Raw genomic sequence first — 25,919 nt, 5'->3', positions numbered from 1 at the left:
GTTGCGCCGTTCGCTCGCGCGCGGCACAAGCTCGGCATGCCCATCGAAACCCTCTCCACCACCCGCAGCCATGGCGGCACGCAAGGCGTGTACAAACATGCGAGCACCGTCACCGGCACCGATATGACCTTTGCGGTCTTCGTCCCCGACCACGAACCGGGCGCTAAATTGCCCGTGCTCTGGTATCTGTCGGGGCTGACGTGCACCCACGCCAATGTGATGGAGAAGGGCGAATATCGCGCCGCCTGCGCCAAGCATGGCGTGATCTTTATCGCCCCCGACACCAGCCCGCGCGGCGAAGGGGTTCCCGACGATCCCGACGCGGCGTGGGATTTCGGGCTGGGCGCGGGCTTCTATGTCGACGCGACCGAGGAGCCTTGGGCGAAGAACTACCGGATGCGCTCGTACGTCGAGGACGAATTACCTTCTTTGGTGCTGCGCAATTTCGCGAGCGCCGATCTGACGCGGCAGGCGATCACCGGCCATTCGATGGGCGGGCATGGCGCACTGACGATCGGGCTGCGCAATCAGGATCGCTTTCGTTCGGTGTCGGCCTTTTCACCGATCGTCGCGCCGCAGCAATGCCCGTGGGGCGAGAAGGCGCTCGGCAATTATCTCGGCGAGAACCGGGAGAATTGGCGCGCCTATGACGCCTGCACCCTGCTTTCGATGGGGCTCCGCGTGCCCGACCTGCTCGTCGATCAGGGCGAGGCCGACAATTTCCTGGCTGAGCAGCTCAAAACGCATCTGCTGGTCGAGGCGTGCGAGGCGGCGGGGCAGAAAGCCGAAATCCGGATGCAGCCGGGGTACGACCACAGCTATTATTTCATCTCGACCTTTTTGGCCGAGCATGTCGCGTGGCATGCGGAAAGGTTGAAGGCCTAGCTTCTAGCCTCCCGCTCGTGGGAGGGGTTTTAGCTGTGCTCGGGAATCAGCAACGTCGAACCCGTCGTGCGCCCCGCCTGCAAATCGGCATGCGCGCGCGCGGCGTCCTGTAGCGAATAGCGCTGGCCAACGGTGATCCGCACCGCGCCGCTTTCGATCATCTCGAAGACGCGTGCGGCGCCTGCGGCGCGTTCGCCGGGCAGGTGATAATAGTCGAACAGCGTCGGGCGCGTCACAAATTGCGAGCCGTGCTGCGCGAGGATGCCGAGGTTGACCCCGGTCACGGGGCCGCCGGCATTGCCATAGCTTACGATCAGCCCGCGCCGCGCGGTGGCCTTTAGCGAGACGTCCCACGTCGCCATGCCGATGCCGTCGAAAGTGACCGGCACGCCCTGACCATCGGTGATCTCGCGGACATGCGCCGCGACATCGTCGCTCTTGTACATCAGCACATGGTCGGCGCCGGCTTCGCGCGCGGCGTGCGCCTTGGCTTCGGTGCTGACAGTACCGATCACGGTCGCGCCGATCGCCTTCAGCCACTGGACGAGGATTAGTCCGACCCCGCCCGCCGCGGCATGGACGAGGACGGTCGATCCCGCCTCGACCTTCGCGCATCGCTCGATGAGCATCTCGACGGTGCAGGCTTTCAGCAGCGCGGCGGCGGCGGTTTCGTCGTCGATATCGGCGGGGAGTTTGAACAAGGATGCCGCGCCGACGAGGCGCGCGCTGGCATAGGCATTGCGTTCGGGGCCGAAGGTCGCGGCGCGGTCGCCGGGCTGGAAGCCGTGGACATCGGCGCCGACGGCGATCACTTCACCGGCGGATTCGACACCGAGGCCGCTCGGCAGCGGGACGGGATAGGTGCCGTCGCGGTGGTAAGTGTCGAGATAGTTCAGCCCGACCGCAGTCTGACGGAGCAGCACCTGCCCGGGGCCGGGGTCGCCGATCATCACCTCGCGCCAGTCGATGACCTCGGGGCCGCCCTGGCTTTCGATAAAGGCTTCGATCGCTTTCATGCGCCGCTCTCCTGCTGTCCGGTCCATCTGGGGCGGCAGAAGCTGTGGCGCAAGGGTCAAGCGACGAAAGCCCCTCCCCGTCGGGGGAGGGGTTGGGGTGGGGTCGGTCGACGTGGAGCAAGGCCGATGGACCCCACTCGCTGCGACTAAGCCAGCAAGCTGGCAATTCTCGCTGCCCTTCCCTGAAGGAGAGGGCTTGTCGGTTTACTTCGACGGACGGCGCGGGCTGCGCTGACCGTAGGGTTTGGGCTTGTATCTGTCGTTGCCACCCGGGCCGCCCGGACCACGCGGGCCCCGCGGACCCGAACGGTCGCCGAAACCGCGGTCGCCGCCGGGCGCGCGGCCGAGCGTGCTGCGCGGGGCGCCGTCACGCGGGCCCGAATGCCCAGCTTTGTCGCGGCGCGGCGGATAGGTCGGGCCGTCGGGTGCGGGCGTGATCGATACGCCGCTATCGTCCTCGCCATCCTCGTTGGCGCTGCGCACCACGGCTTCGGCAAAACGATCGGCGATCGCGCGCGGGATGTTGAACATCGTTTCCTTGGGACCGATGCGGATTGCGCCGATCTCGTTCTTGCTGACATGGCCGCGGCGGCAAAGGAGCGGCAGGATCCAGCGCGGATCGGCGTTCTGGTGGCGGCCGATGTTGAGGCGGAACCAGACGCTGTCCTCGAATCCTTCGCGCTGGTCGCCGCCGGCGCCGCGTTCCGGGCGCTCGAACCGCTCGCCGCGCTCGGGACGGCCGGCACCGTCGCGGCCGCGCGGGCCGTTGTCGATCAGATCCTCGGGCGGCGGCATCAGCGCGCGGTGCGCCTGCACCAGCGACGCGGCGATGTCTTCGGGGGTGCGCTCGGCCATCAGGCGCTGCGCGAGTTCCACATCTTCGGGCTCATGCTCGACGGGCGTGAGCAGTTTCTCCATCAGCCGTTCCTGATCGCGCTTGCGCACGTCGGCGGCGGTGGGGGCTTCCATCCATTCGGCGTTGATGCGTGCCCCGCGCAGCATGCCGTCGACGCGGCGGCGGCGCGGATAGGGGACGATGATGACCGCGGTGCCCTTTTTGCCCGCGCGGCCGGTGCGGCCCGAACGGTGCTGGAGCGCCTCGGCGTCGCGCGGAATTTCGACGTGGATGACGAGGCTGAGCGTCGGCAGATCGATACCGCGCGCGGCGACGTCGGTCGCGACACAGACCTTGGCGCGGCGGTCGCGCAGCGCCTGCAGTGCGGCGTTGCGCTCATTCTGGCTATGCTCGCCTGACAAGGCGACGGCAGCGAAGCCGCGCTCGACAAGGCTGGCGTGGAGGCGGCGGACATTGTCGCGCGTGGCGCAGAACAGCATCGCGGTTTCGGCGTCGTGCAGGCGGAGCAGGTTGACGACGGCGCCTTCGATGTCGGCGGGGGCGACGGTCACCGCCTGATAGGCGATGTCGCCATGGCCGCGGTCCTGGCCGACGGTCGAGATGCGCAGCGCGTCCTTCTGGTACCGCTTGGCGAGTTGGACGATCGGGTTGGGGATCGTGGCGGAGAAGAGCAAGGTGCGGCGAGTCGCGGGGGTGCCGTCGAGGATTTCCTCAAGGTCGTCGCGAAAGCCCATGTCGAGCATTTCGTCGGCTTCGTCGAGCACGGCAACGCGGAGCGCCGACAGGTCGAGCGCGCCGCGTTCGAGGTGATCGCGCAGGCGCCCGGGGGTGCCGACGACGATCTGCACGCCCTGACCGAGCGCGCGGCGTTCCTTGCTGGCGTCCATGCCGCCGACGCAGGTCGCGATGCGCGCGCCCGCCTTGGCATAAAGCCAGCTCAGTTCGCGGCTGACCTGCAGCGCGAGTTCGCGCGTCGGGGCGATGATGAGGGCGAGCGGCGAGGTCGCGTAGGGCATACGGCCCTCTTCGAGCAGTTCGTCGCCCATCGCGAGGCCGAAAGCGACGGTCTTGCCCGAGCCGGTCTGCGCCGAGACGAGCAGATCGCGGCCCTTGGCCTGATCCTCGCTAACTTGCGTCTGGACGGGGGTGAGCGCTTCGTAACCGCGCGCGACAAGGGCGTCCGAAAGGACGGGGGAAAGATTTTCGAAAGGCATTTTTATCTCGATAATAGAGGCGGCCACCGGTGCGGTGGCAGGCCGACAGAAGGGGCTCAATGGGCTTAAATCACCTGTCCGGCAGCGTTCCCGCTGGCCCAGGCCCATTGAAAATTATAGCCGCCTAACCACCCTGTGACATCTACGGCCTCGCCGACCGCATAGAGGTTTGGAACGGTTTTGGCCATCATTGTTTGCGAGGACAGGTTTGCCGTCGAAATTCCGCCGACCGTAACCTCGGCTTTTGCGAAGCCTTCGGTGCCATTCGGGCGGAAAATCCAGCCGGCGAGACGCGCCTCGGCATCGGCGAGCTTGCGGTCGGTCTGGGCGCCGAGTTCGCCGGGGAGCGCGAGGCGTTCGGCGAGGGTTTCGGCGAGTCGGTCGGGGATGAGCGCCCCCAGAGCGGCGCGAAGGGGGATCCGCGGCCGGGCGCGTTTGGCTTCGAGCAGCCAACCCGACGGGGCATCGGGCAGAAGGTCGATCGTCACGGGTTCGCCATGACGCCAATAGCTGCTGACCTGAAGGATTGCGGGGCCCGACAGTCCGCGGTGGGTGAAGAGCGCGGCCTCGCGGAACGCCGCCTTGCCCGCGCGCGCTTCGACCGGCGCGGCGATTCCCGACAGCTCGCGGAACAGCACATCGTCGCCGCCGAGCGTCAGCGGGACGAGCGCGGGTCGGGGTTCGACTACCTTGAGGCCGAATTGGCGCGCGAGGTCGTAGGCGAATCCGGTGGCGCCCATCTTGGGAATCGACGGGCCGCCGGTCGCGATGACGAGCGCGGGGGCGGTGAAATGTTGGTCGCCGAAGCGGACGGTGAACTTGCCGTCGGTGTGGGTGACATCGTTCACGGGCTGGCCCGTGCGGACGTCGACGCCGGCCTTCGCGGCTTCCTCGAGCAGCATCGCGACGATCTGCTTCGCCGATCCGTCGCAGAAGAGCTGTCCCAGCGTTTTCTCATGATAGGCGATGCCGTGGCGTTCGACGAGCGCGATGAAATCGGCGGGCGTGTAGCGCGCGAGCGCCGACTTCGCGAAATGCGGGTTCGCCGAGATGAAGCGGTCGGGCACGGTGTTCACATTGGTGAAATTGCAGCGCCCGCCGCCCGAGATGAGGATCTTTTTCCCCACCGCATCGGCATGGTCGAGCAGCAGCACGCGGCGCCCGCGCGCGCCCGCGACTGCGGCGCACATCAGCCCGGCCGCGCCGGCACCCAGCACGATGGCGTCAAATTCGGTTGCGGGCATGGTGGCTCAGTGCAGCTTTGCAATCGGGAGGTTGTCGGCCTTGGCACGGATTTTCACCGATTCCTCGCTGCGCGTCAGCGCCTTCGCGATCGACTTCAGCGGCATGCCTTTCTTGGCAAGCGTATGAAGCTTGTCGATTTCGGCCGGGGTCCACGGCTGTTTGTGGCGCTCGAACTTGTCTTTCATGCCTGCGTCTCCGGATCGGGCTCGACGGCGAGGATCGCGATCGCATCCTCGCGGTCCTGATATTCGACATTTTCGCCCGCCTCGGCGCCCATCAACGCGCGCGCGAGCGGAGCGGAAAAGGCGATGTGGCCGCGTGCGGGGTCTGCCTCGTCGCCGCCGACGATCGTGATCGCCTTTTCAGCCTTGTTCAGCCGATAGGTGACGCGACTGCCGATCCCGACGCTGCCATCGGTGGGCGGGGCCTGCACGTCGGCTGTCGATTGCCGCGTATGAAAATAGCGCAAACGGCGCTGCAATTTCTTGCGCGCCTCCTCGTCGGCGGTTTCCGCGATCTCGCCCTCAAGCCGCGCCACCTCTTCGCCAAGCAGGCGCAGCCCGCGCGGCGTCACCAGATTCGGGCCGACCGCAATGGGCAGCTCATATTCGGGTTCCTTATGCTCGTCGTCGCTCTCGCGGCGAAAGGCTACACTCATATCTAAGACCTTGATTTTACTAGGGTTTTCATAGTGTGGTGGGATACGAAAACGACGAAATTGTCTATAGTTGTCTATAGTCGTCTATCTGGTGGGATACGCGGTTATCGTGCGTATCCCGCCGGGGCAATCATTTCGCAGGGCGGAATTACTCGCCCGTAGCACTACTGGTCGTGACGGTCGAATGCGATTTTGGCTCGCTGCATGCGTGTTGTTTTGCACATTGAACCAAAGCGACTCAGCGTTCGACGGAGCGTGTTCGTTTCCGTCTATTGCTCGGCTTACGCGCCAGTATGTCGTCCCAGGGATCATAGGGTTCCAGCGCTTCCGCGGACAGGCGATCGACGAACACGTCTAGAGCTTTGCGGTCCCAAAGTATCCTACGACCAAATTTGATCGATTGGGGAAAATTTGCCAGCGTCCTGACTTGGTCGAACATGCGTTCGCTGATACCCAGATATGCAGCCGCCATGTCGTTGCCTAGCAGCCGAGGTGTCGGGGGGGTAGTCAGCGGGGCGCGAGTTACGGACATTCGTTCGAGCTAAAACCCGCGCATCATCCGACTGGCGGCCACCTCAGCCTTGCAAGCACCATCCATGCCTATGATGCGCTGGCATTTGGCGTAAGGGTGGCCCTCAGGCAGACGGGTGACGTGGTAGAGGATAGCTAGGCCAACGATCGCAATGATGACCAGCAGCGCCGTGTTGAGGCTGATATTGTAGTCGGGCTCATGGCGGCGTTGCTCGGCATCTCCAGATTCACCCTGTGAGGTCTGATCCGTCGCGCTTCCAAATTGAGCCTCAAATGAAAAATCGTCTTTCATGTAGTGCAACCCCAGACAAGTGCGGCCAAACACCCGCATCACCTCATCGCCAATACATATTATAGTTGATAATGTTCAACCCTCCATTCCGGCAGGGTCCGCACCATGGACGTGCGCCTCCAGGTCGGGTTGAACTTCAAAAGGTTGCGAACTGCCCGCGGACTGACGCAGGAGCAGGCGTCGGAGCTCACTGGGGTTAGCCAGCAGTATCTGAGCAGCCTTGAGCGCGGACGCCGCAATCCGACGGTTTTGACTCTTCACGAATTGAGCCGGCCTCTGGGAGCAGAGCCTATTGAGCTGTTAAATCCGATTGAAGAGGCAACTTCAGCCGCTGGCGGATAAATGCGGCCTGACCGAATTCGGCCGCTAACCGAAAGTTCGCCACTGGCGAACTTTTGCTTGCAATGCGCGAACTGGCCGCGTATAGGGTCCTCAGCGTCTTGGTAATGGAGATTTTGCACCAAAAGCGTGACGGTTCGCCGTCAGTGAAGGCCTCGCAGCCTTTACCACATAGCCAACACCTCTCTCGGCGTCCCGGCGTCCGGAGAGACGAAGCTGACCCGGTACTGAGTTATTCAATTTTTGAATATCTCTTGTGCAGTGTGCGCCTAGGAGTTGAACCTCAACCCTGATCCGCTCTCAGGCTGTGTGCAGATCGTCCGGCAATTCGGCCGGGCGAGAGTCTGGGAGCACTATGATGGCTAATTTGCCGAAAAAGAGCCCAGACGCCGGGTTGTGGAAGTACGGACGACAGGCGGGCCGTCGCATTGCTGAGGCAGTGCGGTGGAGCCTCAAGAAGGTTCTACGGAACCGCCTTGTCTTGATGTCGCTGATCAAGATGGCAACTGCCATCGTGAAACTGATCAACGGGGTCCTCGAAATGTTCCGTCACTTCTAGGCGTCATAACGGAAGGAACGCATGATGCTCAACGAAGCGCTGCGGCTGGTTCGGGTCTTCCACGACCTCAACAAGACGCAAACCGCGGATCGTGTCGGGCTCTCGAAATCCTACATCACCGAACTCGAACGTGGCGATAAGAAGGTCACGATGGAGGTGTTGGAGAAATACGCGACCGCCTTCTCGATCCCCCTATCGTCGCTCCTGTTCTTTGCCGAACAAGCGGCTACCTCCTCGCCCGCGGAAAAAACTCGGACCTTCGTGGCCGGGAAGACCCTCAAGATGCTCGATTGGATTGCTACCGTAACAGCGGAGCGAGACGAGCATGAGCACGCATAAGAGAGTCCCGCTCCGCGGCAGCGCGGTGTTCAAATTGACCTCGCCTCGCCGCTTGGCCGAGATGCTCCTTATCCCACGCTCGACCCTCGAGCGGTTGTTGGATTTTGGTGATAGCAATTACCTCGTTCGGCATGATCGCAAATCGAACCGCACTATCGAGGAGCCAAAGCCTCAACTGAAACTGGTCCAGCAGCGTTTTGCGCGTCTCCTCGCTCAAATCGAGACGCCCGACTATCTGCACTCCGGCGTCAAAGGCCGGTCCTACATAACCAACGCCAACCAGCACGGTGCGGAACAGGCTTGCATAAAACTCGACGTGCAGAAATTTTTCCCATCATCGAGCTCCCATTATGTTCAGCGGTTTTTTGAAGAGACGTTGGAATATCCGGCGGATGTAGCATCCCGCGCGCGGCGGTTGCTTACCTACGATGGGCATCTGCCCACGGGCGGTAACGCTAGCACCATTCTGTCATTTTGGGCCTACAAGCCCATGTTCGATGAGATCGACGCAGCAGCGAAGAGGCTCGGCTGCGAATTCACGCTGTATGTCGATGACATGTCAATCACCGGAAAATTCGCCAATCGAGAATTGCAGCGGGAAGCCGCCAAAATCGTCGCGCTCTATGGCCTCCGCACACACAAACTGAAGAATTTTTCGCCGGGCCAACCGCGCGTGCTCACCGGTGTCGCGAAGACCAAAAGGGGCCGAGAGGTTCCCCATCGCCGGGCGAAGGGCATCGCTGATCTTGAGCAGGAAGAGGCAAGCGCAACCACGGCGGTGGAAAAGCTGCGGCTACTCCCCTCGCTGATCGGCAAGCTGAGCGAAGCGGCCGTTGTGGATTCATCATGGTCCGGTCGGAAAAACGCGATGGTGCTCCATCGTCGTCGATTGAAGGCCGGCATTTCACGATAGGCAGAGTGCGCTTGACGCGCGATCAACCCTTTCAATCTGAAAGGCTAAGGTCGGCTGCAAGTGACTGGAATTACGTGGTTTTCTTGGGCTCGTATCCCGGCGTATCCCACTTTCGCATAAGGGCGCACCCAGCAACGTAAAATATCCCGCTGAAAATCGCTAAAATCAGCATTTTCTAACGTTATCATGCGGTTATTTTGTAATTTTATTACCGGAGCCTCACGCGGCGAAAGGCTACGCTCATGGTCTGGCTTTCGGTTTCGGGGGAGAATCGTACCTCTGGACGCCGAAGGTGGCGACAAGATGGCAAGGCTGCTGGACAGCGCCGGACACGTGTGTTATGCAAGCAATACACAAAGGAGATTGATGATGCGGAACTGGATGATGGCGATTTTGCCGCTGGTGCTTGTGACCGGCTGCAACGGCGCGGCGCCGAGCAATGACACGCAGGCCGAGCGGCCGACCAGCGCCGGGCCGATCACGACCCAGACCTATGACCTTACCGGCTTTACCGCTGTCAAGGTTGCAGGTCCCGACGATGTCACCATCCGCCGGGGCGACAAATTTTCGATCACCGCGCGCGGCCGCAAGGCGACGCTCGACCGGCTGGAAATCAAGCTCGACGGACCGGAGCTGTCGATCGGACGCAAACGCGACGGCTTGAGCTTCTCGAACCGTGATGACGATGATCTGGATATCGCGATCACCATGCCGCGACTGACCAAGGTGCGGCTGACCGGATCGGGAACGATCGACGCGGATGCCGTCGACGGCGACGCGGTCGAGGCAGTGGTCACCGGCTCGGGCGACCTCAAGGTCGCGAAGCTGACGGGCAAGCGTGCCGACATCACAGTGTCGGGTTCGGGCGACATCGAGATTGCCAGCGGCACGATCGGATCGGGCGAACTCAGCGTGACGGGATCGGGCGACATCGACGCCGACGGGCTCGTCGCGACGACGCTCGAAGTGTCGGTGACCGGGTCGGGCAATGTCGACGCGCAGGCGACCGGCAAGGCCGATATCCGGATCCTCGGATCGGGCGATGTGACGCTGACCGGCGGGGCGAGCTGTTCGACGCGCCAGATGGGATCGGGCACTGCGACCTGCAAATAATGCCGTGCTGGTGCCGCCCGCCCGAACGGGGTAAGGCGGCACCATGACATTTGCCATAAGATGCGCCGCGATTGCGGCCACCGCCCTGCTTGCCTCCGCCCCCGCATTGGCGGCGGAAAAGCGCTATGGCCTTACCAGCTTCGAGGCGATCGACGTGAGCGCCGATGTGACGGTCGAGGTCGTCACGCGTACGCCCGTCAGCGCCGTGGCGAGCGGGCCGCAGGATGCACTCGATCGGCTGAGCGTCGAGGCGGCTAACGGCAAGCTGGTGATCAGCCAGCGCCAGTTCGCGGGCGACGAGAAACGCCGCGGTCCGCGCGGGCCGGTGGTGGTTCGCGTCAACGCCGCCAATCTGAACTCGGCGACGCTCGCGGGTGCGGGGTCGCTTCAGATCGACAAGTTGCAGGGGCAGCGCGCGATGGTCGGCTTGCGCGGACCCGGACGGCTGACCGTCGGCCAGATCGGTGCCGATCGCCTGTCGGTTGCGATGGTCGGGAACGGCACAATGACCCTTGGCGGGGCCGCCAAGAATGCGCAGATCACGCTGTCGGGGGCGGGGGCGGTCGACGCCGGCGCGCTCGCGGTCGACGAGCTGATCAGCGACAGCGAGGGCGCGGGCGATCACATCTTGCGCGCGGTCAAGAGCGCGGCGATCACCGCGCGCGGGATCGGCAAGACCGTGGTGCTGGGGAAACCGGTCTGTACGGTGCGCAATGTCGGCAGCGGGTCGGTGACGTGCGGGGCGGTGAAATAGGTTGCGGTCGGCAGTCTGCTAACGACCGGTTGCGGATCTACCCATCATCGTCATCCCGGACTTGATCCGGGATCCACAGCTGCACCGTCGTCATGGATCCCGGATCAAGTCCGGGATGACGAAAGACAGTCAGCGAACGTCGGCTTCCCACCCCAAAACCGACACCGAGCTTTCGCTTCAAAAACTCAATGCCCCGCCGTCCCCAGCCCGTCGATCTTCTTCGACTGGCGGACGATCAGGCCAGGGAACCAGCGCGCGAGGCGCGAGAGCCGCTTCGCCATCTTGCCGACCGTTGTATGGACACTCGTGCCGTGCACCGCCCCCCACGCCGCCTCGGCGACGCGTTCGACGGGGATGATTTCGAACCCGCTGTCGGACAGGCGATTGCGCGCCGGTTCGTTGCTGTCGGCGCTGACCTGGTCGAGCAATGGGGTGTCGATGAAGCCCGGCATCAGCGAGCGGACCTTTATGTCGTGCTTGGCGAACTCGATCTCGAGCGCCTCGGTCAGGCCGCGTACCGCGAATTTGGTCGCCGAATAGATGGCGAGGCCCGCGACGCCGTAAAAGCCCGACGCCGATCCGGTGTTGAGGATCGTCGATCCGGGGGTCGCGCGCAGCAGCGGCAGCGCCATATAGATGCCGTTGACGACGCCGCCGAAATTGATCGCGATCAGCCGGTCGGCCTCGGCGGGCGGCATGTCGGCGAACTGGCCGCCGGTGCCGATGCCGGCGTTGTTGAACAGCACGTCGAGGCGGCCGCCGCTTTGGAGGGCGAAGGCGTCGAGCGCGGCCTGCCACTGGTCGCGATCGCGAACATCCATCACATGGCGCGACGAGGCGCCTGCCGGGAGCAGCGCGGCGGTTTCATCGATCCCGGTGCTGTTGACGTCGGCGATGCCGACGAACCAGCCCTGACCGGCAAAATGGCGCGCCACCGCGCGGCCGATGCCCGATCCGCCCCCGGTGATGAAAATCGCCTTTCTTGCCACGGAGCCCCCCTTACATTGATGTCAGCGCGACAAGATGCGAAGTTGACGTTTCCGTCAAGCGGCAATCGCGGCTTGGCAAGGCGAAGCTCCGCTCGCTAAGAGGGCAAGGATGACCCGCGGCCTCCGTTTTTTCATATTTTCGCTGTTGATGCTGTGCGCGGGCCTCGCCACCCCGGCGCGCGCCGAGGTCGTGGTGAGCTTTTACAGTCATGATTTTGGGGATCGTTTTCCGCACGCCTTCATCGTGATGAAGGGGACGGTCGACGCGACGGGCGAGGCGGTCGACGCCAATTATGGTTTCACCGCCGTCTCGGTCAGCCCGGCGATCCTTTTGGGATCGGTGAAGGGCAAGGTGGAATCGTCCGAAGCCGATTATATCGCGAAGAGCGATCGCCAGTTCGACGTGACCGTCGACGATGCGACCTATGCGCGGGTGTTGGCCAAGGTTGCCGAATGGCGCGACCGCGAGCAGCCGAGCTATAGCCTGAACAAGCGCAATTGCGTCCATTTCGTGATGGAGCTCGCCGAAACGGTCGGGCTGAAGGTCGATCGGAAGAGCAAATTGTTCAAAAAGCCGAAGAGCTTTCTGATAGAAGTAAGGGGCTTGAACCCGCAATTGGGATGAAGGGGATGGAGGCGATGTTGCAACCGGGGATGGCGATCGTGCTGGCGCTCGCCGCGGCGCAAGGAGACGCCGCAGACGTGGAAAAGGGGATGGCACCGGCGACCAATCCGGGAAGCTGGGTCACGAACGACGATTATCCGGCCAGCGCGATGCGCGAGGAGCGCGAGGGAACGACGGGGTTCCAGCTGACGATCGGCGCCGACGGTCTGCCCACGGGCTGTGACATCATCGCGCCGAGCGGCCACGGCGATCTCGATGCGGTGACGTGCCAATTGATCATGCAACGCGCGCGCTTTACGCCAGGGCGCAACGCGCGCGGCGAGGCCGTCGGGGGGACCTACAGCAACCGGATACGCTGGCAGATTCCCGGGAAAGGCACTTATCCGGTAGCGGTGGCTGGCTTTGGGCTCGATCCGGCACAGGAAAGCTGGCCGCGCGGTGCAATCCCCGACGACGCATTCAAGCGCATCGATCCCGCGGCGCACTATCCGGCTGCCGCCCGCGCTGCGCGCGAGGAGGGCGTGGTCCATATGGAACTCAACATCGATAGCGCCGGACAGGTCGCGGGTTGCAAGGTCAACGAAAGCAGCCTGTCCGCGACGCTCGACGAGGCAGCGTGCGCCCTGATGCGCAGTGAAGGCAAATTCCTGCCGGCGCTCGACAGCGACGGCAAGCCGACGAAGGGGATTGTCGCGGCGACATTCCAATGGTCGCTGCCGCGCGAGGGCACGGGCGGTGACGCTGGCGTGTCGATTCCATCCAGCGCCGCTTTCCCGTTGGGCGAGCCGGGCAGCGCGACGATGACGGTGCAAGTGGGCGCCGACGGCCGCGTTGTCGATTGCCGCTTTTCGAACACCGGAAAATTCGGCGCCGCGCCGAACGGCATGACACCCTGTGACACGTTTGGGGCGCAGGCACGTTACCAGCCCTTCGTTGATGAGAATGGCAAGAAGGTCGCAAAACGTGTGATTTTGCAGAGCGAGCTGACGATCGAGGACGCGCCCGCCGCGGCCAAGTGAACAGCGAACTCTGGACGTCGCGCGGCTTTCACCCTATATTCAGGGAACGGGGCGCAATAATTCGGGCTCCGGACGTAGTTAGGGGCGATTCTTGCGGCTGTTGCTGACCCTTTTGGCATTACTGACCGGTCTGGCTACCGCCGACCGTGCCGTTGCCGCGCCTGCCGTTCCGGCGGCGATGGGGGCGTTGGTCATGTTCGCCGAAACGGCGGGCAAGGCCGAAGCAAGTGATGCCGAACGTCGTCCGTCCACCACGACGCCGACCCGGCGCGTATCGAGCGGTAGCGGAAAACCGCGCAAGGCCGCTGCGCCGCACCTTCCCGGCATTCTCACCGGCAGCGACCGCGCGCTCGAATAGCGCCAGGTTTCAGCGCCTTTCTTGAGGCGCCGCCCCGTCAGGGGGCATTTTTCATATATTTTCGCGCGGCCCGAGCGCCGCCCATTCATTCAAATACCAAGGAAAATTCGATGTTTGCTGGCCTTGCCAAGAGCCTGTTCGGCTCGTCCAACGACCGTTATGTCGCCTCGATCCGCAAGATCGTCGACAAGATCAACGCCTTCGAACCCGCGATGCAGGCGCTTGATGATGCCGGGCTCCAGGCGCAGACGCAGAAATTCCGGGGCCGCCTCGAAGCCGGCGAGACGCTTGACGACATCCTTCCTGAAGCCTTTGCCACGGTGCGCGAGGCGGCGGTTCGCACGCTCGGCATGCGCCATTTCGACGTTCAGATGGTCGGCGGCGTCGTTCTCCACCGCGGCGAGATCGCCGAAATGGCGACGGGCGAAGGCAAGACGCTGATGGCGACTTTGCCCTGTTACCTCAACGCGCTCGAGGGCAAGGGCGTCCATGTCGTCACCGTCAACGACTATCTCGCGACGCGCGACGCCGAATGGATGGGCACCGTCTATGGCTTCCTGGGCCTGACGACCGGGATCATCGTCCCGAACCTCAACGAGACGCAGCGCCGCGACGCCTATAACAGCGACATCACCTATGCGACGAACAACGAGCTGGGCTTCGATTACCTCCGCGACAATATGAAGTTCGATCGCCAGCAGATGGTCCACCGCGCCTTTAATTTCGGCATCGTCGACGAGGTCGATTCGATCCTGATCGACGAAGCGCGCACCCCGCTGATCATCTCGGGTCCGACCGACGACAAGTCGGAGCTGTATATCCGCGTCAACGAGGTCGTTCTGAAGCTCACCGAGGATGATTATGAGAAGGATGAAAAGTCCAAGTCGATCAACCTGACCGAAGACGGCACCGAACATGTCGAACGGCTGCTCGAGGAGGCGGGCCTGCTTCAGGGCAGCAACCTCTACGACATCGAGAACACGCAGGTCGTGCATCACGTCAATCAGGCGCTGAAGGCGATCCAGATGTTCCGCATCGACACCGACTATATCGTCAAGGACGGCAAGGTGGTGATCATCGACGAGTTCACCGGCCGCATGATGGACGGGCGCCGCTGGTCCGACGGCCTGCATCAGGCGGTCGAAGCCAAGGAAGGTGTGCAGATCGAGCCCGAGAACCAGACGCTCGCGTCGATCACCTTCCAGAATTATTTCCGCATGTATCCCAAACTGTCGGGCATGACCGGCACCGCGGCGACCGAAGCCGCCGAATTCTTCGACATCTACAAGATGAATGTCGTCAACATCCCGACCAACCGCCCGATCGCGCGCGTCGACGACGAGGATGAATTCTACAAGAATATCACCGACAAGTTCGGCGCGATCGCCAAGACGATCCGCGAGGCGAACGAACGCGGCCAGCCGGTACTCGTCGGCACCGTGTCGATCGAAAAGTCCGAATTGCTGTCCTCCTTCCTTGAAAAGGAGGGCGTACCGCACAGCGTCCTCAACGCGCGTTTCCACGAAAGCGAGGCGCATATCGTCGCGCAGGCGGGCCGCACCGGCGCGGTCACGATCGCGACGAACATGGCGGGCCGCGGCACCGACATCAAACTCGGCGGCAACGAAGAATTCCGCATCGACGACGAGCTGAAGGACATGCCCGAAGGCCCCGAACGCGATGCCGCCGAACAGCGCATCCGCGACGAGGTTGCGGCCGAGCGCGAAGCGGTGAAGGCCGCGGGCGGGCTGTTCGTGCTCGCGACCGAGCGCCACGAAAGCCGCCGCATCGACAACCAGCTGCGCGGGCGTTCGGGGCGTCAGGGCGACCCCGGCCTGTCGAAATTCTACCTCTGCCTCGACGACGACCTGCTGCGCATCTTTGGCCCCGACACGCTCTTTTCCAAGATGATGAACAAGAATCTGGAGGATGGCGAGGCGATCGGGTCGAAGTGGCTGTCGAAGGCGATTGAGACCGCGCAGCGAAAGGTCGAGGCGCGCAACTACGACATCCGCAAACAGGTCGTCGAATATGACAACGTCATGAACGACCAGCGCAAGGTCATCTATGAACAGCGCGGCGAGATCATCGACAGCGAGACCGTCGACGAAGTGATGACCGCGATGCGCGCTGAAACGGTGAATTCGATCGTTGCCGACGCATGCCCGCCGGGCAGCTATCCCGAGCAGTGGAACATCGAACAGATGAAGGAGCGGGTGGAGAATATCCTCGACCTGTCGCCGCCGATCGATGCGTGGATGCAGGAAGACGCAGTCGACGCCGAAATGTTCGAGGAGCGCATCCAGGCGCAGGCCGATGCGGTTGCGGCCGAAAAGGCGGCGCTGGTCGACGAGGAAACATGGAAAGGCATCGAGAAATCGGTGCTGCTCCAGACGCTTGATCATCACTGGAAAGAGCATCTCTCGACCCTCGACGCGCTGCGCCAGGTCGTCTTCCTGCGCGCCTATGCGCAGAAGCAGCCGATCAACGAATATAAGCAGGAAGCGTTCGCGCTGTTCGAACGCATGTTGCAGAACATCCGTGAGGATGTGACGCGCACCGTCGCGCGCATCGACCTGCGCTTCGAAGAGCCCGAGGCATTGCCGCTGCCCGACTTGCCCGATTTCCTGACGACGCACATCGATCCGTTCACCGGCGAGGACAACAGCGCCGACATCGACGGCGGCGATCTGGGCGTGATTGCGAACACGCTGCCGCCGATGCAGATCCCGCGTCCCGACCTGCCCGAGGGCGAGAATCCCTATGCGGCGCTCGACATCAGCCGCAACGCGCCTTGCCCCTGCGGTTCGGGCCGCAAATACAAGCATTGCCACGGCGCGATTTGATGCTTTTGCCGGACGCTTTCGGGCGTGCGGCAAGTCTTTGAAGTTACGGTAACACGGTGCTTCACGTGCCCGCTTGCCAAGGCACGCGGGCACGATTAGCATCTTTGCGATAAGCCCGGTGGCCATGTAGCAGGCGGGCGACGCAGCAGCAGGGACATGGTGGGCTGCGCCTTCCGGCGCGGTGGATGACGGCATGTTGCGTGGAAAGGGCAGGCGCATTTCATTTTTCGACGAAATGACGAGCCAGGAGGGCGCGACCCGGTCGCCCTATCGTGATTATTGCGGGTGGTTCGAGGCCGAGGATGTGGCGCGCATCCAGCACAAGGCGGTGCAGGCCGAAGCGCTGTTCCGCACCACCGGGATCACCTTCAACGTCTATGGCGCCGTCGACGGCGACGAGCGGCTGATCCCCTTCGACGTCGTGCCGCGGATCATCTCGGCCAGCGAATGGCGCCGCCTGTCGCGCGGCATCGAACAGCGCGTGCGCGCGCTCAATGCCTTCCTCTACGACATTTATCATCGGCAGGAGATCCTTCGCGCCGGACGGGTTCCTGTCGAGTTGATCGCCGGGAACGAGGCCTTCCTGCCGATGATGATGGGGCTCGATCCGCCCGGCGGTATCTACACGCATATCAGCGGCACCGACATCGTGCGTACCGGCGCCGATGAATTCTATGTGCTCGAGGATAATGCGCGCACCCCGTCGGGCGTGTCCTACATGCTTGAAAACCGCGAAACGATGCTCCAGATGTTCCCCGAGCTGTTCGCCAAAGTGCCCGTGCGCGAGGTCAGCGACTATCCGATCAACCTGCTGAAATCGCTCGCCGCCTGCGCCCCGCCCGCGTGTGGCGGCACCCCGACGGTCGCGGTGCTGACCCCCGGCATCCACAACAGCGCCTATTATGAACACAGCTTCCTCGCCGACCATATGGGCGCCGAACTGGTCGAGGGGCATGACCTGCGTGTCGTCGACGGGCGCGTCGCAATGCGCACGACGCAGGGCTATAAGGCGATCGACGTCATCTATCGCCGCGTCGACGACGATTTCCTCGACCCGCTGAATTTCCGGACGGACTCAATGCTCGGCGTGCCCGGCATCTGGGACGTCTATCGCGCCGGCGGCATCACCATCGCCAACGCGCCGGGCACGGGGATCGCCGACGACAAGGCGCTCTATAGCTACATGCCCGACATCATCGAATTTTATACGGGCGAAAAGGCGTTGCTGCCCAATGTGCCGACGTGGCGTTGCTCGGACCCCGAGCATCTGCGCGAAGTGCTCGACCGGCTACCCGAACTGGTGGTCAAGGAAGTTCACGGGTCGGGCGGTTACGGGATGCTCGTCGGCCCCGCCGCGAGCAAGAAGGAACTAGCGACTTTCCGCGCCAAGCTGGAAGCGAACCCGGGCAATTATATCGCGCAGCCGACGCTGTCGCTGTCGACCGTGCCGATCTTTACAAAGAAGGGCCTCGCGCCGCGGCACGTCGACCTGCGTCCTTTCGTGCTGATGTCGCCGCAGGGGATCACGATCACGCCGGGCGGGCTGACGCGCGTTGCGATGACGCGGGGATCGCTGGTGGTGAATTCGAGCCAGGGTGGCGGCACGAAGGATACGTGGGTATTGGAGGATTGATGGGGATAGGCGATCTTCTGTTCGTCAGCCCCGCTCCTTTAGGGGAGGGGCAGCGAGACTTGGGAGCTTGCTCCCTAGTCGCAGCGGGGTGGGGTCTGTCGGCCTTGCTCTACGCCGCGAAACTCCACCCCAGCCCCTCCCCTGAAGGGGAGGAGCTTAGATGCTAGGCAAGACCGCTGGCGCGCTCTTCTGGATGGCGCGTTACCTTGAACGCAGTGAGAATAATGCGCGCCTGATCGACGCGGGCTTTCGCATCGCGCTGACGCGGTCGAGCACCGCTGCCGCCGAGTGGAAATCGGTGCTTGTGACCGCAGGGGTCAACCAGGCGTTCAAGTCGGCGCATGGCGATTACAGTTCGGCGCGGGTCATCGATTTCCTGCTTCGCGATCCCGCCAACCCTTCGAGCATCTTGTCGGTTATCCGCCAGGCGCGCGACAATGCCCGCACGGCGCGCACCGCGCTGACGCGCGAGACGTGGGAGGCGGTTAATACGAGCTGGATGACGCTAGTCGCGCTGCTCAAGCGGCAGGTGCGCGAGGATGATCTGCCCGATGTTCTGACGACGATCCGCCAGCAAAGCGCGCAGGTGCGCGGAGCACTCAACGGCACGATGCTGCGTAACGACGGCTATCATTTTGCGCTGCTCGGTACCTATCTCGAACGCGCCGACAACACCGCGCGTATCCTTGACGTCAAATATTATCTGCTGCTGCCGTCGGTCGCGCATATCGGCACCTCGATCGACAATGTGCAGTGGGAGACGATCCTGCGGTCGGTGTCGGCGCACCGCGCCTATCGCTGGCTGTACGGGGCGGAGATCAGCGCGCTGAAGATCGCCGAGTTCCTGATCCTCTACCGCCAGATGCCGCGCAGCCTGACCTTTTGCAGCGAACGGATGGAAAATCACCTGAACGAACTGCAGCGTCACTATGGCGAGGAAACCGACGCGCGGCGAATGGCGCACGCCTTGGTCCATGACAAACTCAACGCCCCGATCCAGTCGATCTTTGACGGTGGGCTCCACCAATATGTGACCGGCTTCCTGCGCGATACTGCGAACCTCGCGCGGCAGGTCGAGCGCGATTACAGGTTTGTCGAATGAAGCTGCGCGTCGATCATACCACCCGCTATCAATATGATGCACCGGTCAGCTACGCGCTGCAGCAGCTGAAATTGACGCCGAAGGACCGCCCGGGGCAGCAGCATATTCTCGACTGGGCGATCGAGGTCGAGGGCGGGTCGCAACAGCTCCACTATTCCGACCATCATGGCAATGGCGTCGACCTGATCGCGGTGCATGGCGGAACGAGCGAGCTAATCGTCCGCTGCCATGGGACGATCGAACTCGAAACATGGGACGGGGTGATCGGGCAGCACCGCGGCGCCATGCCGCTCTGGACCTTTTTGCGCCCGACGCCGCTGACGCGCGCGGGGCGTGGGATTCGCTCGCTGATTGCGACGCTCGGCCGCGACTTCGGTAACGAGATCGAGCGCGCGCATGCGCTGTCGGCGCTGATCATCGACAAGCTCGCGTACCGGATCGGCTTTACCGATGCGGGTACGACTGCCGAACAGGCGCTCGGTGCCGAAGGCGGAGTGTGCCAGGATCATGCACATATCTTCATCGCCGCGATGCGCCACCTTGGCCATCCGGCGCGTTATGTGTCGGGCTATCTGATGATGAACGACCGGACGCATCAGGATGCGACCCACGCGTGGGCCGAGGCGCATTTCGAGCATATCGGCTGGATCGGCTTCGACGTCAGCAACGGCCATTCGCCCGACCAGCGTTATATCCGCGTCGCAACGGGGCTCGATTATCGCGACGCGGCGCCGGTTCGCGGCATGCGCTATGGTGCGGCGCAGGAAAATCTGGTTGTTCAATTGCAGGTCCAGCAATAAGCGGGCGGGGCACCAGGTTTTTTGGGCGATCAGGACTTTCCGGGCGGGGAAAACGGGATTCGATGACTTATTGCGTTGGCATGCGTTTGAACAAGGGGCTGGTGTTCATGTCGGACACCCGCACCAACGCGGGTGTCGACGACATTTCGCAGGTCCGCAAGATGCGCAGCTGGCACCTGCCGGGTGAGCGCGTGATCACCTTGATGTCGGCGGGCAATCTCGCGACGACGCAGGCGGTCGTCAGCCTGCTCGACGAGCGCACCAAGGCGCCCGAGGAACGGCACCCCTCGATCCTCGCCGCGCCGTCGATGTTCGCGGTCGCAACGATCATCGGCGAAACGCTGCGCCACATCGTGATGCGCCACAATGACGAGGGCCAATCTGCCGCGGATTCGCTGTTCCGCGCCTCGCTGATCGTCGGCGGGCAGATCAAGGGTGCCGAGCCGCGCCTGTTCCTGATCTATCCCGAAGGCAATTTCATCGAGGCGGGCGAGGACAATCCCTTCTTCCAGATCGGCGAAACCAAATATGGCCGGCCGATCATCGTGCGCTCCTATGACCCCGCGATGTCGTTCGAGGACGCGGTAAAATTGCTCTGTGTGTCGTTCGATTCGACTATCCGCGCCAATGCCGGCGTCGACCTGCCGATCGACCTCAAAATCCACGAGCGCGACGATTATACGACGGTGCGCGAGCGGCGGTTCGAGCGCAACGATCCCTATTTCGAAAGTGTCGCCAACGGCTGGGCCGAGGCGTTGGGGATCGCGCTGGCGGAGCTTCCCGACTTTCATTTCTGATCGCCTTCGGCCACCGTCCCGAGACGATTAAACGGGAGGGATCGCCATGTCGCGCTGGATTGTCGCCGCACTTGTTCTGATAGCCAATCCGGCGGCAGCCGAAGAATCGCGTTTCGACGCGGCGCTGCGCGACTTTCGCGCGCTGCACCGCGCCGAGACCGGCCGCGCGAAGATCGCGGGGAGCAGCTTTTATGTCGTGCGGGATGGCCGCACCGTTGCCGCCGACCATTTGGGCGAGCAGGACGCCGATGCGCATGTCCCCGTCGATGCCGGCACCATCTATCATTGGGCGTCGATCACCAAGACGATGACCGGGATCGCTATCATGCAGCTTCGCGATCGCGGGCTGTTGTCGCTCGATGATCCGATCGTCCGATATGTGCCCGAACTCGCGGCCGTGCATAATCCCCATGGCGACACCGGTGCGATCACCTTGCGCCAGTTGATGAGCCATAGCGCCGGATTTCGCAGCGGGAGCTGGCCGTGGCGCGATCAGGATTGGCAGCCGTTCGAGCCGAAGGGCTGGGCGCAACTCGCGGCGATGCTGCCCTACACGCGGGTCGAGTTCAAACCGGGCAGTCGCTTCGGCTATTCGAACCCCGGGATCGTCTATCTGGGACAGGTGATCGAGCGCCTGTCGGGCGAGGATTATGAAGTCTATGTCGACAAGAATATTCTGAAGCCGCTGGGCATGCACGCCAGCTATTTCGACCGCACGCCGCCGCATCTGCTGCCGCATCGTTCGCATAGTTATTATATTCGCGATGGCCGGCGGGTCGCGGCGCCATTCGACGTCGATACCGGGGTGACGGTATCGAACGGCGGGCTCAATTCGCCGATGCCCGACATGGCGAAATATGTCGCGTTCCTGCTCGGCGATCGGGCGCGTCAGGCCGACTATGATCTGGTGCTGAAACGGTCTTCGCTAGAGGAAATGTGGGTGCCGCAAATATCGGCGGGCGACGATTTTACGCAGGGGCGCATGGCGAAGACGACGCAGAGCGGCCTCTCCTTCTTTATCGACCGTAGCGCGGCGGTGCGGTTCGTCGGGCATAATGGCGACCAGAATGGCTTTCGCGCCTATCTAAGCCTCTGCCCCGACCAGCGCGTCGGCAGCCTGCTCGCGTTCAACACCGAAACACGGGGCGTCGAGAATAGCGCCGCCAATCGCAAGACGGCGGAATCGCGTATCGCGCTCGCGGCCGATGGTCTGTGCGAGGCACTGGCGGGCTCGAACCGCTAAAATCGATTTTGGAAAAGGGAAGGCCCGGAAGGTGCGTAACCTTCCGGGCCTTGTTGCTCCGGCCGCCAGGGAGGGGGGAGGGGCCGCCGGAACTCGGGGGTGCCTCCTATATGGCGTCTGACGTCTGCGCGCTCAATCATACGAAGGGATGATAGAGCCTATGCGCGTGGCGCCAGCGTTCAGCGGTTCTTCCGTCCTTCGATCAATCCGTCGACGAGGCTCGGATCGGCCAAAGTCGAGGTATCGCCCAGCGATCCGAAATCATTCTCGGCGATCTTGCGCAGGATGCGGCGCATGATCTTGCCCGAGCGTGTCTTGGGAAGTCCCGGTGTCAGGTGGATATGGTCGGGGGTCGCGATCGGGCCGATTTCCTTGCGGACCTGCTGTTTCAGCGCCGCCTCGACCTCGGCGGTCGGCTCGACCCCGGCGTTGAGCGTGACATAGGCGTAGATGCCCTGACCCTTGATGTCGTGCGGAAAGCCGACGACCGCGGATTCGGCGACGAGGTCGTGGAGGACGAGGGCGCTTTCGACCTCGGCGGTGCCCATTCGGTGGCCTGACACGTTGATGACATCGTCGACGCGGCCGGTAATCCGCCAATATCCGTCGGCATCGCGGCGGCAGCCGTCGCCAGTGAAATATTTGCCCTTATAGGTCGAGAAATAGGTCTCGGCGAAGCGCTGGTGGTCGCCGTAGATCGTGCGCGCCTGCCCGGGCCAGCTATGCGTGATGCAGAGATTTCCCTCAGCCGCGCCGCCGGTCTGTTCGCAGACGAGCGTGTTGCCCTCGGCATCGACGAGTTCGGGCCGGATGCCGAAGAAGGGCTTGCCCGCGCTGCCCGGCTGCATCGCGTGCGCGCCCGGCAGGGTGGTGATCATGATCCCGCCCGTCTCGGTCTGCCACCAGGTGTCGATGACGGGGACACGGCCCTTGCCGACAATCTGATGATACCAGCGCCACGCCTCGGGATTGATTGGCTCGCCAACGCTGCCGAGCAGGCGGATCGACGAAAGATCGTGGCGCGTCACATAATCGTCGCCCTCGCGCATCAGCGCGCGGATCGCGGTGGGCGCGGTGTAGAGGATGTTGACCCGATGCTTGTCGACGACCTGCCAGAAGCGGTCGTGGTCGGGATAGTTGGGCACGCCTTCGAACATCAACGTCGTCGCACCGTTCTGGAGCGGGCCATAGACGACATAGGAGTGTCCGGTGACCCAGCCGATGTCGGCGGTGCACCAGAAGATCTCGCCGGGGCGATAATCGAAGCCATAATAGAAGGTGCTGGCGGTCCAGACCGAATAGCCGCCGACGGTGTGGAGCACGCCCTTGGGCTTGCCGGTCGATCCCGAGGTGTAGAGGATGAAGAGCGGGTCTTCGGCATTCATCGGCTCGCAAGGGCATTCATCGCCGACGTCGGCCGAGAGCGCGTCGTACCAATGGTCGCGGCCTTCCTTCATCGCAATATCGCCGCCGGTGTGCGCGATGACGAGCACCGCCTTTACGTCGACGCGCTCAAGCGCCTTGTCGACATTGGCCTTGAGCGGCACATGCTTGCCGCCGCGGAGGCCTTCGTCGGCGCAGATCACCCAGTCGCTCGCGCAATCCTCGATCCGGCCGTGGATAGCTTCTGGCGAGAAACCGCCGAAAACGACGCTGTGCACGGCGCCGATGCGCGCGCAGGCGAGCATCGCGACCGCGCCCTCGGGGATCATCGGCATATAGATGGTGATGCGGTCGCCCTTCTGCACGCCCATCTTCTTCAGCGTGTTCGCGAAGCGGATGACGTCGGCGAGCAGCGCGCCATAGCTGATCGTGCGCGTTTCGCCATCGGGGGCGTCGGGTTCGAAGATGATTGCGGTGCGGTCGCCATGACCGGCGGCAACATGGCGGTCGACGGCGTTGTGACAGAGGTTGAGGACGCCGTCCTCATACCATTTGATTTCAACGGGGTCGTAAGACCAGTTGGCAATTTTCGTCGGCGGCGTGATCCAGTCGATCCGCTGCGCCTGTTCGGCCCAGAAGGTGTCGGGATCGGCGACGCTTTGCGCATAGAGCCGGTCGTAATCGCCGGCGCTGCAATGCGTGTTCGCCGCGGCGTCGGCGGGAACGGGAACAAAAGGTTCGGACGGCGGCAATTCTGACACGGACGACTCTCCCATTCGGTTTTGCATTGTTCGCCCGCTGCGATAACCGGCGAACCACAAGTTGCAAGGCGCGAAGGCATTTATGAAGGGACAGACGATGGTTCAACTGGGCCAAGATATAGGTAGTCTCCTAGACCGACTGGGGGTTGAACGCGCGTTGTGGTGCGATGGATCGATGCCGTCGGTGACGCCGCTGACCGGCGAACAGTTGGCAATGGTGCGGGTCGTCGATGCGGCCGCGATCGACGAGACGCTGGGCCAAGCGAGCGCGGCGTTTCGTGCTTGGCGCAATGTCCCGGCACCGCGCCGCGGCGAACTCGTCCGCCTGTGGGGCGAGGAATTGCGGGCCGCGAAGGACGATCTCGCCAGGCTGGTGACGATCGAGGCGGGCAAGATCCCGTCCGAGGGCGCGGGCGAGGTGCAGGAAATGATCGACATCTGCGACTTCGCGGTCGGACTTTCCCGGCAATTATACGGCCTGACCATCGCGACCGAGCGGCCGGGGCATCGGATGATGGAGGTCTGGCATCCGCTGGGAGTCGTCGGCGTGATTTCGGCGTTTAACTTTCCCGTCGCGGTGTGGGCGTGGAACGCCGCGCTTGCGCTCGTCTGCGGCAACAGCGTGGTGTGGAAGCCGTCGGAGAAGACGCCGCTGACCGCCTTGGCGACGCAGGCGATTTTCGAGCGCGCGGTGGCGCGCTTCGGCGATGCGCCCGAAGGCTTGGCGCAACTGCTGATCGGCGGGCGCGAGGCGGGCGAGGCGCTGGTCGACGACAAGCGCGTGGCGCTGGTGTCGGCGACGGGCTCGACGCGCATGGGCCGCGCCGTCGCGCCGCGATTGGCGCAGCGATTCGCGCGCGCGATCCTTGAACTGGGCGGCAATAACGGCGTGATCGTCGCGCCGTCGGCCGACCTCGACCTTGCGCTGCGCGGGGTGGCGTTCGGCGCGATGGGGACCGCCGGGCAGCGTTGCACAACGACGCGGCGGCTGTTCCTGCACGACAGCATCTATGATGGCTTCGTTGCGAAACTGAAGGCCGCCTATGCCAGCGTCGGCGTTGGCAATCCGCTGGAGGGCGAGGTGCTCGTCGGGCCGCTGATCGACCGCGCGGCGTACGAGATGATGCAGGATGCGCTCGCGGCAGCCAAGGCGGTGGGTGGCGTGGTCCATGGCGGTGAACGCGTCGGCGAGGGCGAGAGCTTTTATGTGAAGCCCGCACTCGTCGAAATGCCGGGGCAGGTCGGGCCGGTCTTGGAGGAGACTTTTGCGCCGATCCTCTATGTGATGCGCTATGATGATCTGGATGCCGTCATCGCGCTGCACAACGATGTGGCGGCGGGGTTGTCGTCGGCGATCTTCACCACCGACATGCGTGAGGCCGAACGGTTTCTGGTCGCGAGCGATTGCGGAATCGCCAACGTCAATCTGGGGACCAGCGGCGCCGAGATTGGCGGGGCATTCGGCGGCGAGAAGGAGACCGGCGGCGGGCGCGAATCCGGATCGGACAGCTGGAAGGCCTATATGCGCCGCGCGACGAATACGGTGAATTATTCGGACACGCTGCCGCTGGCGCAGGGGGTTTCGTTCGAGATTTAGGCCGGAGAGCTGACCACCAATTGCAGTTCGCATCGGGCGAAGTCGAGATGCC

Annotated in this window: 25 protein-coding genes; 16 read left to right on the top strand and 9 right to left on the bottom strand. The window is 63.4% G+C overall.

The annotated features are described in order from the left end of the window. Positions 1–36 precede the first annotated feature (36 nt). Positions 37–885, top strand: a complete 849-nt coding sequence (gene fghA / locus SKP52_RS16190) for an S-formylglutathione hydrolase (protein ID WP_039576409.1) — start codon at positions 37–39, stop codon at positions 883–885. A gap of 29 nt (positions 886–914) precedes the next feature. On the opposite strand, the gene SKP52_RS16185 is transcribed toward fghA, so the two are convergent. The 7 genes from SKP52_RS16185 to SKP52_RS16160 form a co-directional block, all read right to left on the bottom strand. After that, positions 915–1,901, bottom strand: coding sequence for a quinone oxidoreductase family protein (locus tag SKP52_RS16185; RefSeq protein ID WP_039576407.1), 987 nt, complete (start codon positions 1,899–1,901; stop codon positions 915–917). A 204-nt stretch (positions 1,902–2,105) separates the two neighbouring features. Beyond that, entirely contained in the window at positions 2,106–3,971 is a 1,866-nt protein-coding gene (locus SKP52_RS16180; protein WP_039576405.1) for a DEAD/DEAH box helicase, read from the bottom strand. Between the two features lie 65 nt (positions 3,972–4,036). Then, on the bottom strand, positions 4,037–5,215 hold the full coding sequence (locus SKP52_RS16175; protein ID WP_039576403.1) for a BaiN/RdsA family NAD(P)/FAD-dependent oxidoreductase: 1,179 nt from the start codon (positions 5,213–5,215) through the stop codon (positions 4,037–4,039). 6 nt (positions 5,216–5,221) lie between these two features. Then, positions 5,222–5,401, bottom strand: a complete 180-nt coding sequence (locus SKP52_RS16170; protein ID WP_039576401.1) for a hypothetical protein — start codon at positions 5,399–5,401, stop codon at positions 5,222–5,224. After that, entirely contained in the window at positions 5,398–5,874 is a 477-nt protein-coding gene (locus tag SKP52_RS16165) for a GreA/GreB family elongation factor (RefSeq protein WP_039576399.1), read from the bottom strand. The genes SKP52_RS16170 and SKP52_RS16165 overlap by 4 nt, the downstream gene beginning before the upstream one ends. Before the next feature lie 238 nt (positions 5,875–6,112). Next, the gene (locus SKP52_RS26220) at positions 6,113–6,346 is read right to left on the bottom strand and encodes a hypothetical protein (RefSeq protein WP_148309166.1); all 234 of its coding nucleotides are present in this window, start codon (positions 6,344–6,346) and stop codon (positions 6,113–6,115) included. Between the two features lie 69 nt (positions 6,347–6,415). Next, positions 6,416–6,697, bottom strand: a complete 282-nt coding sequence (locus SKP52_RS16160) for a hypothetical protein (protein WP_148309165.1) — start codon at positions 6,695–6,697, stop codon at positions 6,416–6,418. Positions 6,698–6,802: 105 nt separating this feature from the next. Between SKP52_RS16160 and SKP52_RS16155 the strand changes: the two genes are divergently transcribed. The 5 genes from SKP52_RS16155 (at position 6,803) to SKP52_RS16130 (ending at position 10,714) form a co-directional block, all read left to right on the top strand. After that, the gene (locus SKP52_RS16155; protein ID WP_039576395.1) at positions 6,803–7,039 is read left to right on the top strand and encodes a helix-turn-helix domain-containing protein; all 237 of its coding nucleotides are present in this window, start codon (positions 6,803–6,805) and stop codon (positions 7,037–7,039) included. 577 nt (positions 7,040–7,616) lie between these two features. After that, complete coding sequence (locus SKP52_RS16145) at positions 7,617–7,934, top strand: helix-turn-helix domain-containing protein (RefSeq protein WP_228383675.1); 318 nt, start codon at positions 7,617–7,619, stop codon at positions 7,932–7,934. Beyond that, positions 7,921–8,847 (top strand): reverse transcriptase family protein, encoded by a 927-nt coding sequence (locus SKP52_RS16140; protein WP_148309164.1) that lies wholly within the window; start codon positions 7,921–7,923, stop codon positions 8,845–8,847. The genes SKP52_RS16145 and SKP52_RS16140 overlap by 14 nt, the downstream gene beginning before the upstream one ends. Positions 8,848–9,213: 366 nt before the next feature. Then, a complete protein-coding gene (locus tag SKP52_RS16135; protein WP_052208418.1) occupies positions 9,214–9,960 on the top strand; it encodes a head GIN domain-containing protein in 747 nt (248 codons plus the stop codon). A 43-nt stretch (positions 9,961–10,003) separates the two neighbouring features. After that, the gene (locus tag SKP52_RS16130) at positions 10,004–10,714 is read left to right on the top strand and encodes a head GIN domain-containing protein (protein ID WP_039576389.1); all 711 of its coding nucleotides are present in this window, start codon (positions 10,004–10,006) and stop codon (positions 10,712–10,714) included. 185 nt (positions 10,715–10,899) lie between these two features. On the opposite strand, the gene SKP52_RS16125 is transcribed toward SKP52_RS16130, so the two are convergent. Further along, positions 10,900–11,703 (bottom strand): SDR family oxidoreductase, encoded by an 804-nt coding sequence (locus SKP52_RS16125; RefSeq protein ID WP_039576387.1) that lies wholly within the window; start codon positions 11,701–11,703, stop codon positions 10,900–10,902. Between the two features lie 109 nt (positions 11,704–11,812). On the opposite strand from SKP52_RS16125, the gene SKP52_RS16120 reads away from it, so the two are divergent. The 9 genes from SKP52_RS16120 (at position 11,813) to SKP52_RS16075 (ending at position 22,126) form a co-directional block, all read left to right on the top strand. After that, entirely contained in the window at positions 11,813–12,328 is a 516-nt protein-coding gene (locus tag SKP52_RS16120; RefSeq protein ID WP_039576385.1) for a hypothetical protein, read from the top strand. A gap of 14 nt (positions 12,329–12,342) precedes the next feature. After that, positions 12,343–13,347, top strand: coding sequence for a TonB family protein (locus SKP52_RS24715; protein WP_228383674.1), 1,005 nt, complete (start codon positions 12,343–12,345; stop codon positions 13,345–13,347). A gap of 91 nt (positions 13,348–13,438) precedes the next feature. Further along, the gene (locus SKP52_RS16105) at positions 13,439–13,705 is read left to right on the top strand and encodes a hypothetical protein (protein ID WP_039576383.1); all 267 of its coding nucleotides are present in this window, start codon (positions 13,439–13,441) and stop codon (positions 13,703–13,705) included. Positions 13,706–13,815: 110 nt separating this feature from the next. After that, positions 13,816–16,551, top strand: a complete 2,736-nt coding sequence (secA, locus tag SKP52_RS16100) for a preprotein translocase subunit SecA (protein ID WP_039576380.1) — start codon at positions 13,816–13,818, stop codon at positions 16,549–16,551. 235 nt (positions 16,552–16,786) lie between these two features. Beyond that, positions 16,787–18,184 carry a circularly permuted type 2 ATP-grasp protein gene (locus SKP52_RS16095; RefSeq protein WP_187337302.1) on the top strand — a complete coding sequence of 466 codons (1,398 nt, stop codon included), beginning with the start codon at positions 16,787–16,789 and terminating at the stop codon, positions 18,182–18,184. Positions 18,185–18,344: 160 nt separating this feature from the next. Further along, on the top strand, positions 18,345–19,286 hold the full coding sequence (locus SKP52_RS16090; RefSeq protein WP_039576376.1) for an alpha-E domain-containing protein: 942 nt from the start codon (positions 18,345–18,347) through the stop codon (positions 19,284–19,286). Beyond that, the gene (locus SKP52_RS16085) at positions 19,283–20,086 is read left to right on the top strand and encodes a transglutaminase family protein (protein ID WP_039576374.1); all 804 of its coding nucleotides are present in this window, start codon (positions 19,283–19,285) and stop codon (positions 20,084–20,086) included. The genes SKP52_RS16090 and SKP52_RS16085 overlap by 4 nt, the downstream gene beginning before the upstream one ends. A 62-nt stretch (positions 20,087–20,148) precedes the next feature. Beyond that, the gene (locus SKP52_RS16080; RefSeq protein WP_039576373.1) at positions 20,149–20,883 is read left to right on the top strand and encodes a peptidase; all 735 of its coding nucleotides are present in this window, start codon (positions 20,149–20,151) and stop codon (positions 20,881–20,883) included. A 46-nt stretch (positions 20,884–20,929) separates the two neighbouring features. Next, positions 20,930–22,126, top strand: coding sequence for a serine hydrolase domain-containing protein (locus SKP52_RS16075; RefSeq protein WP_052208414.1), 1,197 nt, complete (start codon positions 20,930–20,932; stop codon positions 22,124–22,126). A gap of 179 nt (positions 22,127–22,305) precedes the next feature. Here SKP52_RS16075 and acs read toward each other — a convergent pair whose 3' ends face one another. Then, positions 22,306–24,270 carry an acetate--CoA ligase gene (gene acs / locus SKP52_RS16070; RefSeq protein WP_039581321.1) on the bottom strand — a complete coding sequence of 655 codons (1,965 nt, stop codon included), beginning with the start codon at positions 24,268–24,270 and terminating at the stop codon, positions 22,306–22,308. Positions 24,271–24,445: 175 nt separating this feature from the next. Here acs and amaB point away from each other — a divergent pair, with 175 nt between their 5' ends. After that, on the top strand, positions 24,446–25,867 hold the full coding sequence (gene amaB / locus SKP52_RS16065; RefSeq protein WP_267127962.1) for an L-piperidine-6-carboxylate dehydrogenase: 1,422 nt from the start codon (positions 24,446–24,448) through the stop codon (positions 25,865–25,867). Positions 25,868–25,919: the final 52 nt, after the last annotated feature.

The sequence above is a fragment of the Sphingopyxis fribergensis genome, from assembly GCF_000803645.1.
Taxonomy (GTDB): domain Bacteria; phylum Pseudomonadota; class Alphaproteobacteria; order Sphingomonadales; family Sphingomonadaceae; genus Sphingopyxis; species Sphingopyxis fribergensis.
Note: the sequence above shows the minus strand (reverse complement) of the source record. Positions and strands in the feature narration are given on the sequence as shown.

Coding starts and splice junctions, on each gene's coding strand:
- SKP52_RS16135 (WP_052208418.1), top strand. CDS start 9,214: ATGATGCGGAACTGGATGATGGCGATTTTGCCGCTGGTGCTTGTGACC.
- secA (WP_039576380.1), top strand. CDS start 13,816: ATGTTTGCTGGCCTTGCCAAGAGCCTGTTCGGCTCGTCCAACGACCGT.
- SKP52_RS16095 (WP_187337302.1), top strand. CDS start 16,787: ATGACGAGCCAGGAGGGCGCGACCCGGTCGCCCTATCGTGATTATTGC.
- SKP52_RS16130 (WP_039576389.1), top strand. CDS start 10,004: ATGACATTTGCCATAAGATGCGCCGCGATTGCGGCCACCGCCCTGCTT.
- SKP52_RS16080 (WP_039576373.1), top strand. CDS start 20,149: ATGACTTATTGCGTTGGCATGCGTTTGAACAAGGGGCTGGTGTTCATG.
- SKP52_RS16165 (WP_039576399.1), bottom strand. CDS start 5,874: ATGAGTGTAGCCTTTCGCCGCGAGAGCGACGACGAGCATAAGGAACCC.
- SKP52_RS16090 (WP_039576376.1), top strand. CDS start 18,345: ATGCTAGGCAAGACCGCTGGCGCGCTCTTCTGGATGGCGCGTTACCTT.
- SKP52_RS16160 (WP_148309165.1), bottom strand. CDS start 6,697: ATGAAAGACGATTTTTCATTTGAGGCTCAATTTGGAAGCGCGACGGAT.
- SKP52_RS16170 (WP_039576401.1), bottom strand. CDS start 5,401: ATGAAAGACAAGTTCGAGCGCCACAAACAGCCGTGGACCCCGGCCGAA.
- SKP52_RS16175 (WP_039576403.1), bottom strand. CDS start 5,215: ATGCCCGCAACCGAATTTGACGCCATCGTGCTGGGTGCCGGCGCGGCC.
- SKP52_RS26220 (WP_148309166.1), bottom strand. CDS start 6,346: ATGGCGGCTGCATATCTGGGTATCAGCGAACGCATGTTCGACCAAGTC.
- SKP52_RS16180 (WP_039576405.1), bottom strand. CDS start 3,971: ATGCCTTTCGAAAATCTTTCCCCCGTCCTTTCGGACGCCCTTGTCGCG.
- SKP52_RS16085 (WP_039576374.1), top strand. CDS start 19,283: ATGAAGCTGCGCGTCGATCATACCACCCGCTATCAATATGATGCACCG.
- fghA (WP_039576409.1), top strand. CDS start 37: ATGCCCATCGAAACCCTCTCCACCACCCGCAGCCATGGCGGCACGCAA.
- SKP52_RS24715 (WP_228383674.1), top strand. CDS start 12,343: ATGTTGCAACCGGGGATGGCGATCGTGCTGGCGCTCGCCGCGGCGCAA.
- SKP52_RS16120 (WP_039576385.1), top strand. CDS start 11,813: ATGACCCGCGGCCTCCGTTTTTTCATATTTTCGCTGTTGATGCTGTGC.
- SKP52_RS16145 (WP_228383675.1), top strand. CDS start 7,617: ATGATGCTCAACGAAGCGCTGCGGCTGGTTCGGGTCTTCCACGACCTC.
- SKP52_RS16155 (WP_039576395.1), top strand. CDS start 6,803: ATGGACGTGCGCCTCCAGGTCGGGTTGAACTTCAAAAGGTTGCGAACT.
- SKP52_RS16075 (WP_052208414.1), top strand. CDS start 20,930: ATGTCGCGCTGGATTGTCGCCGCACTTGTTCTGATAGCCAATCCGGCG.
- SKP52_RS16140 (WP_148309164.1), top strand. CDS start 7,921: ATGAGCACGCATAAGAGAGTCCCGCTCCGCGGCAGCGCGGTGTTCAAA.
- SKP52_RS16185 (WP_039576407.1), bottom strand. CDS start 1,901: ATGAAAGCGATCGAAGCCTTTATCGAAAGCCAGGGCGGCCCCGAGGTC.
- amaB (WP_267127962.1), top strand. CDS start 24,446: ATGCCGTCGGTGACGCCGCTGACCGGCGAACAGTTGGCAATGGTGCGG.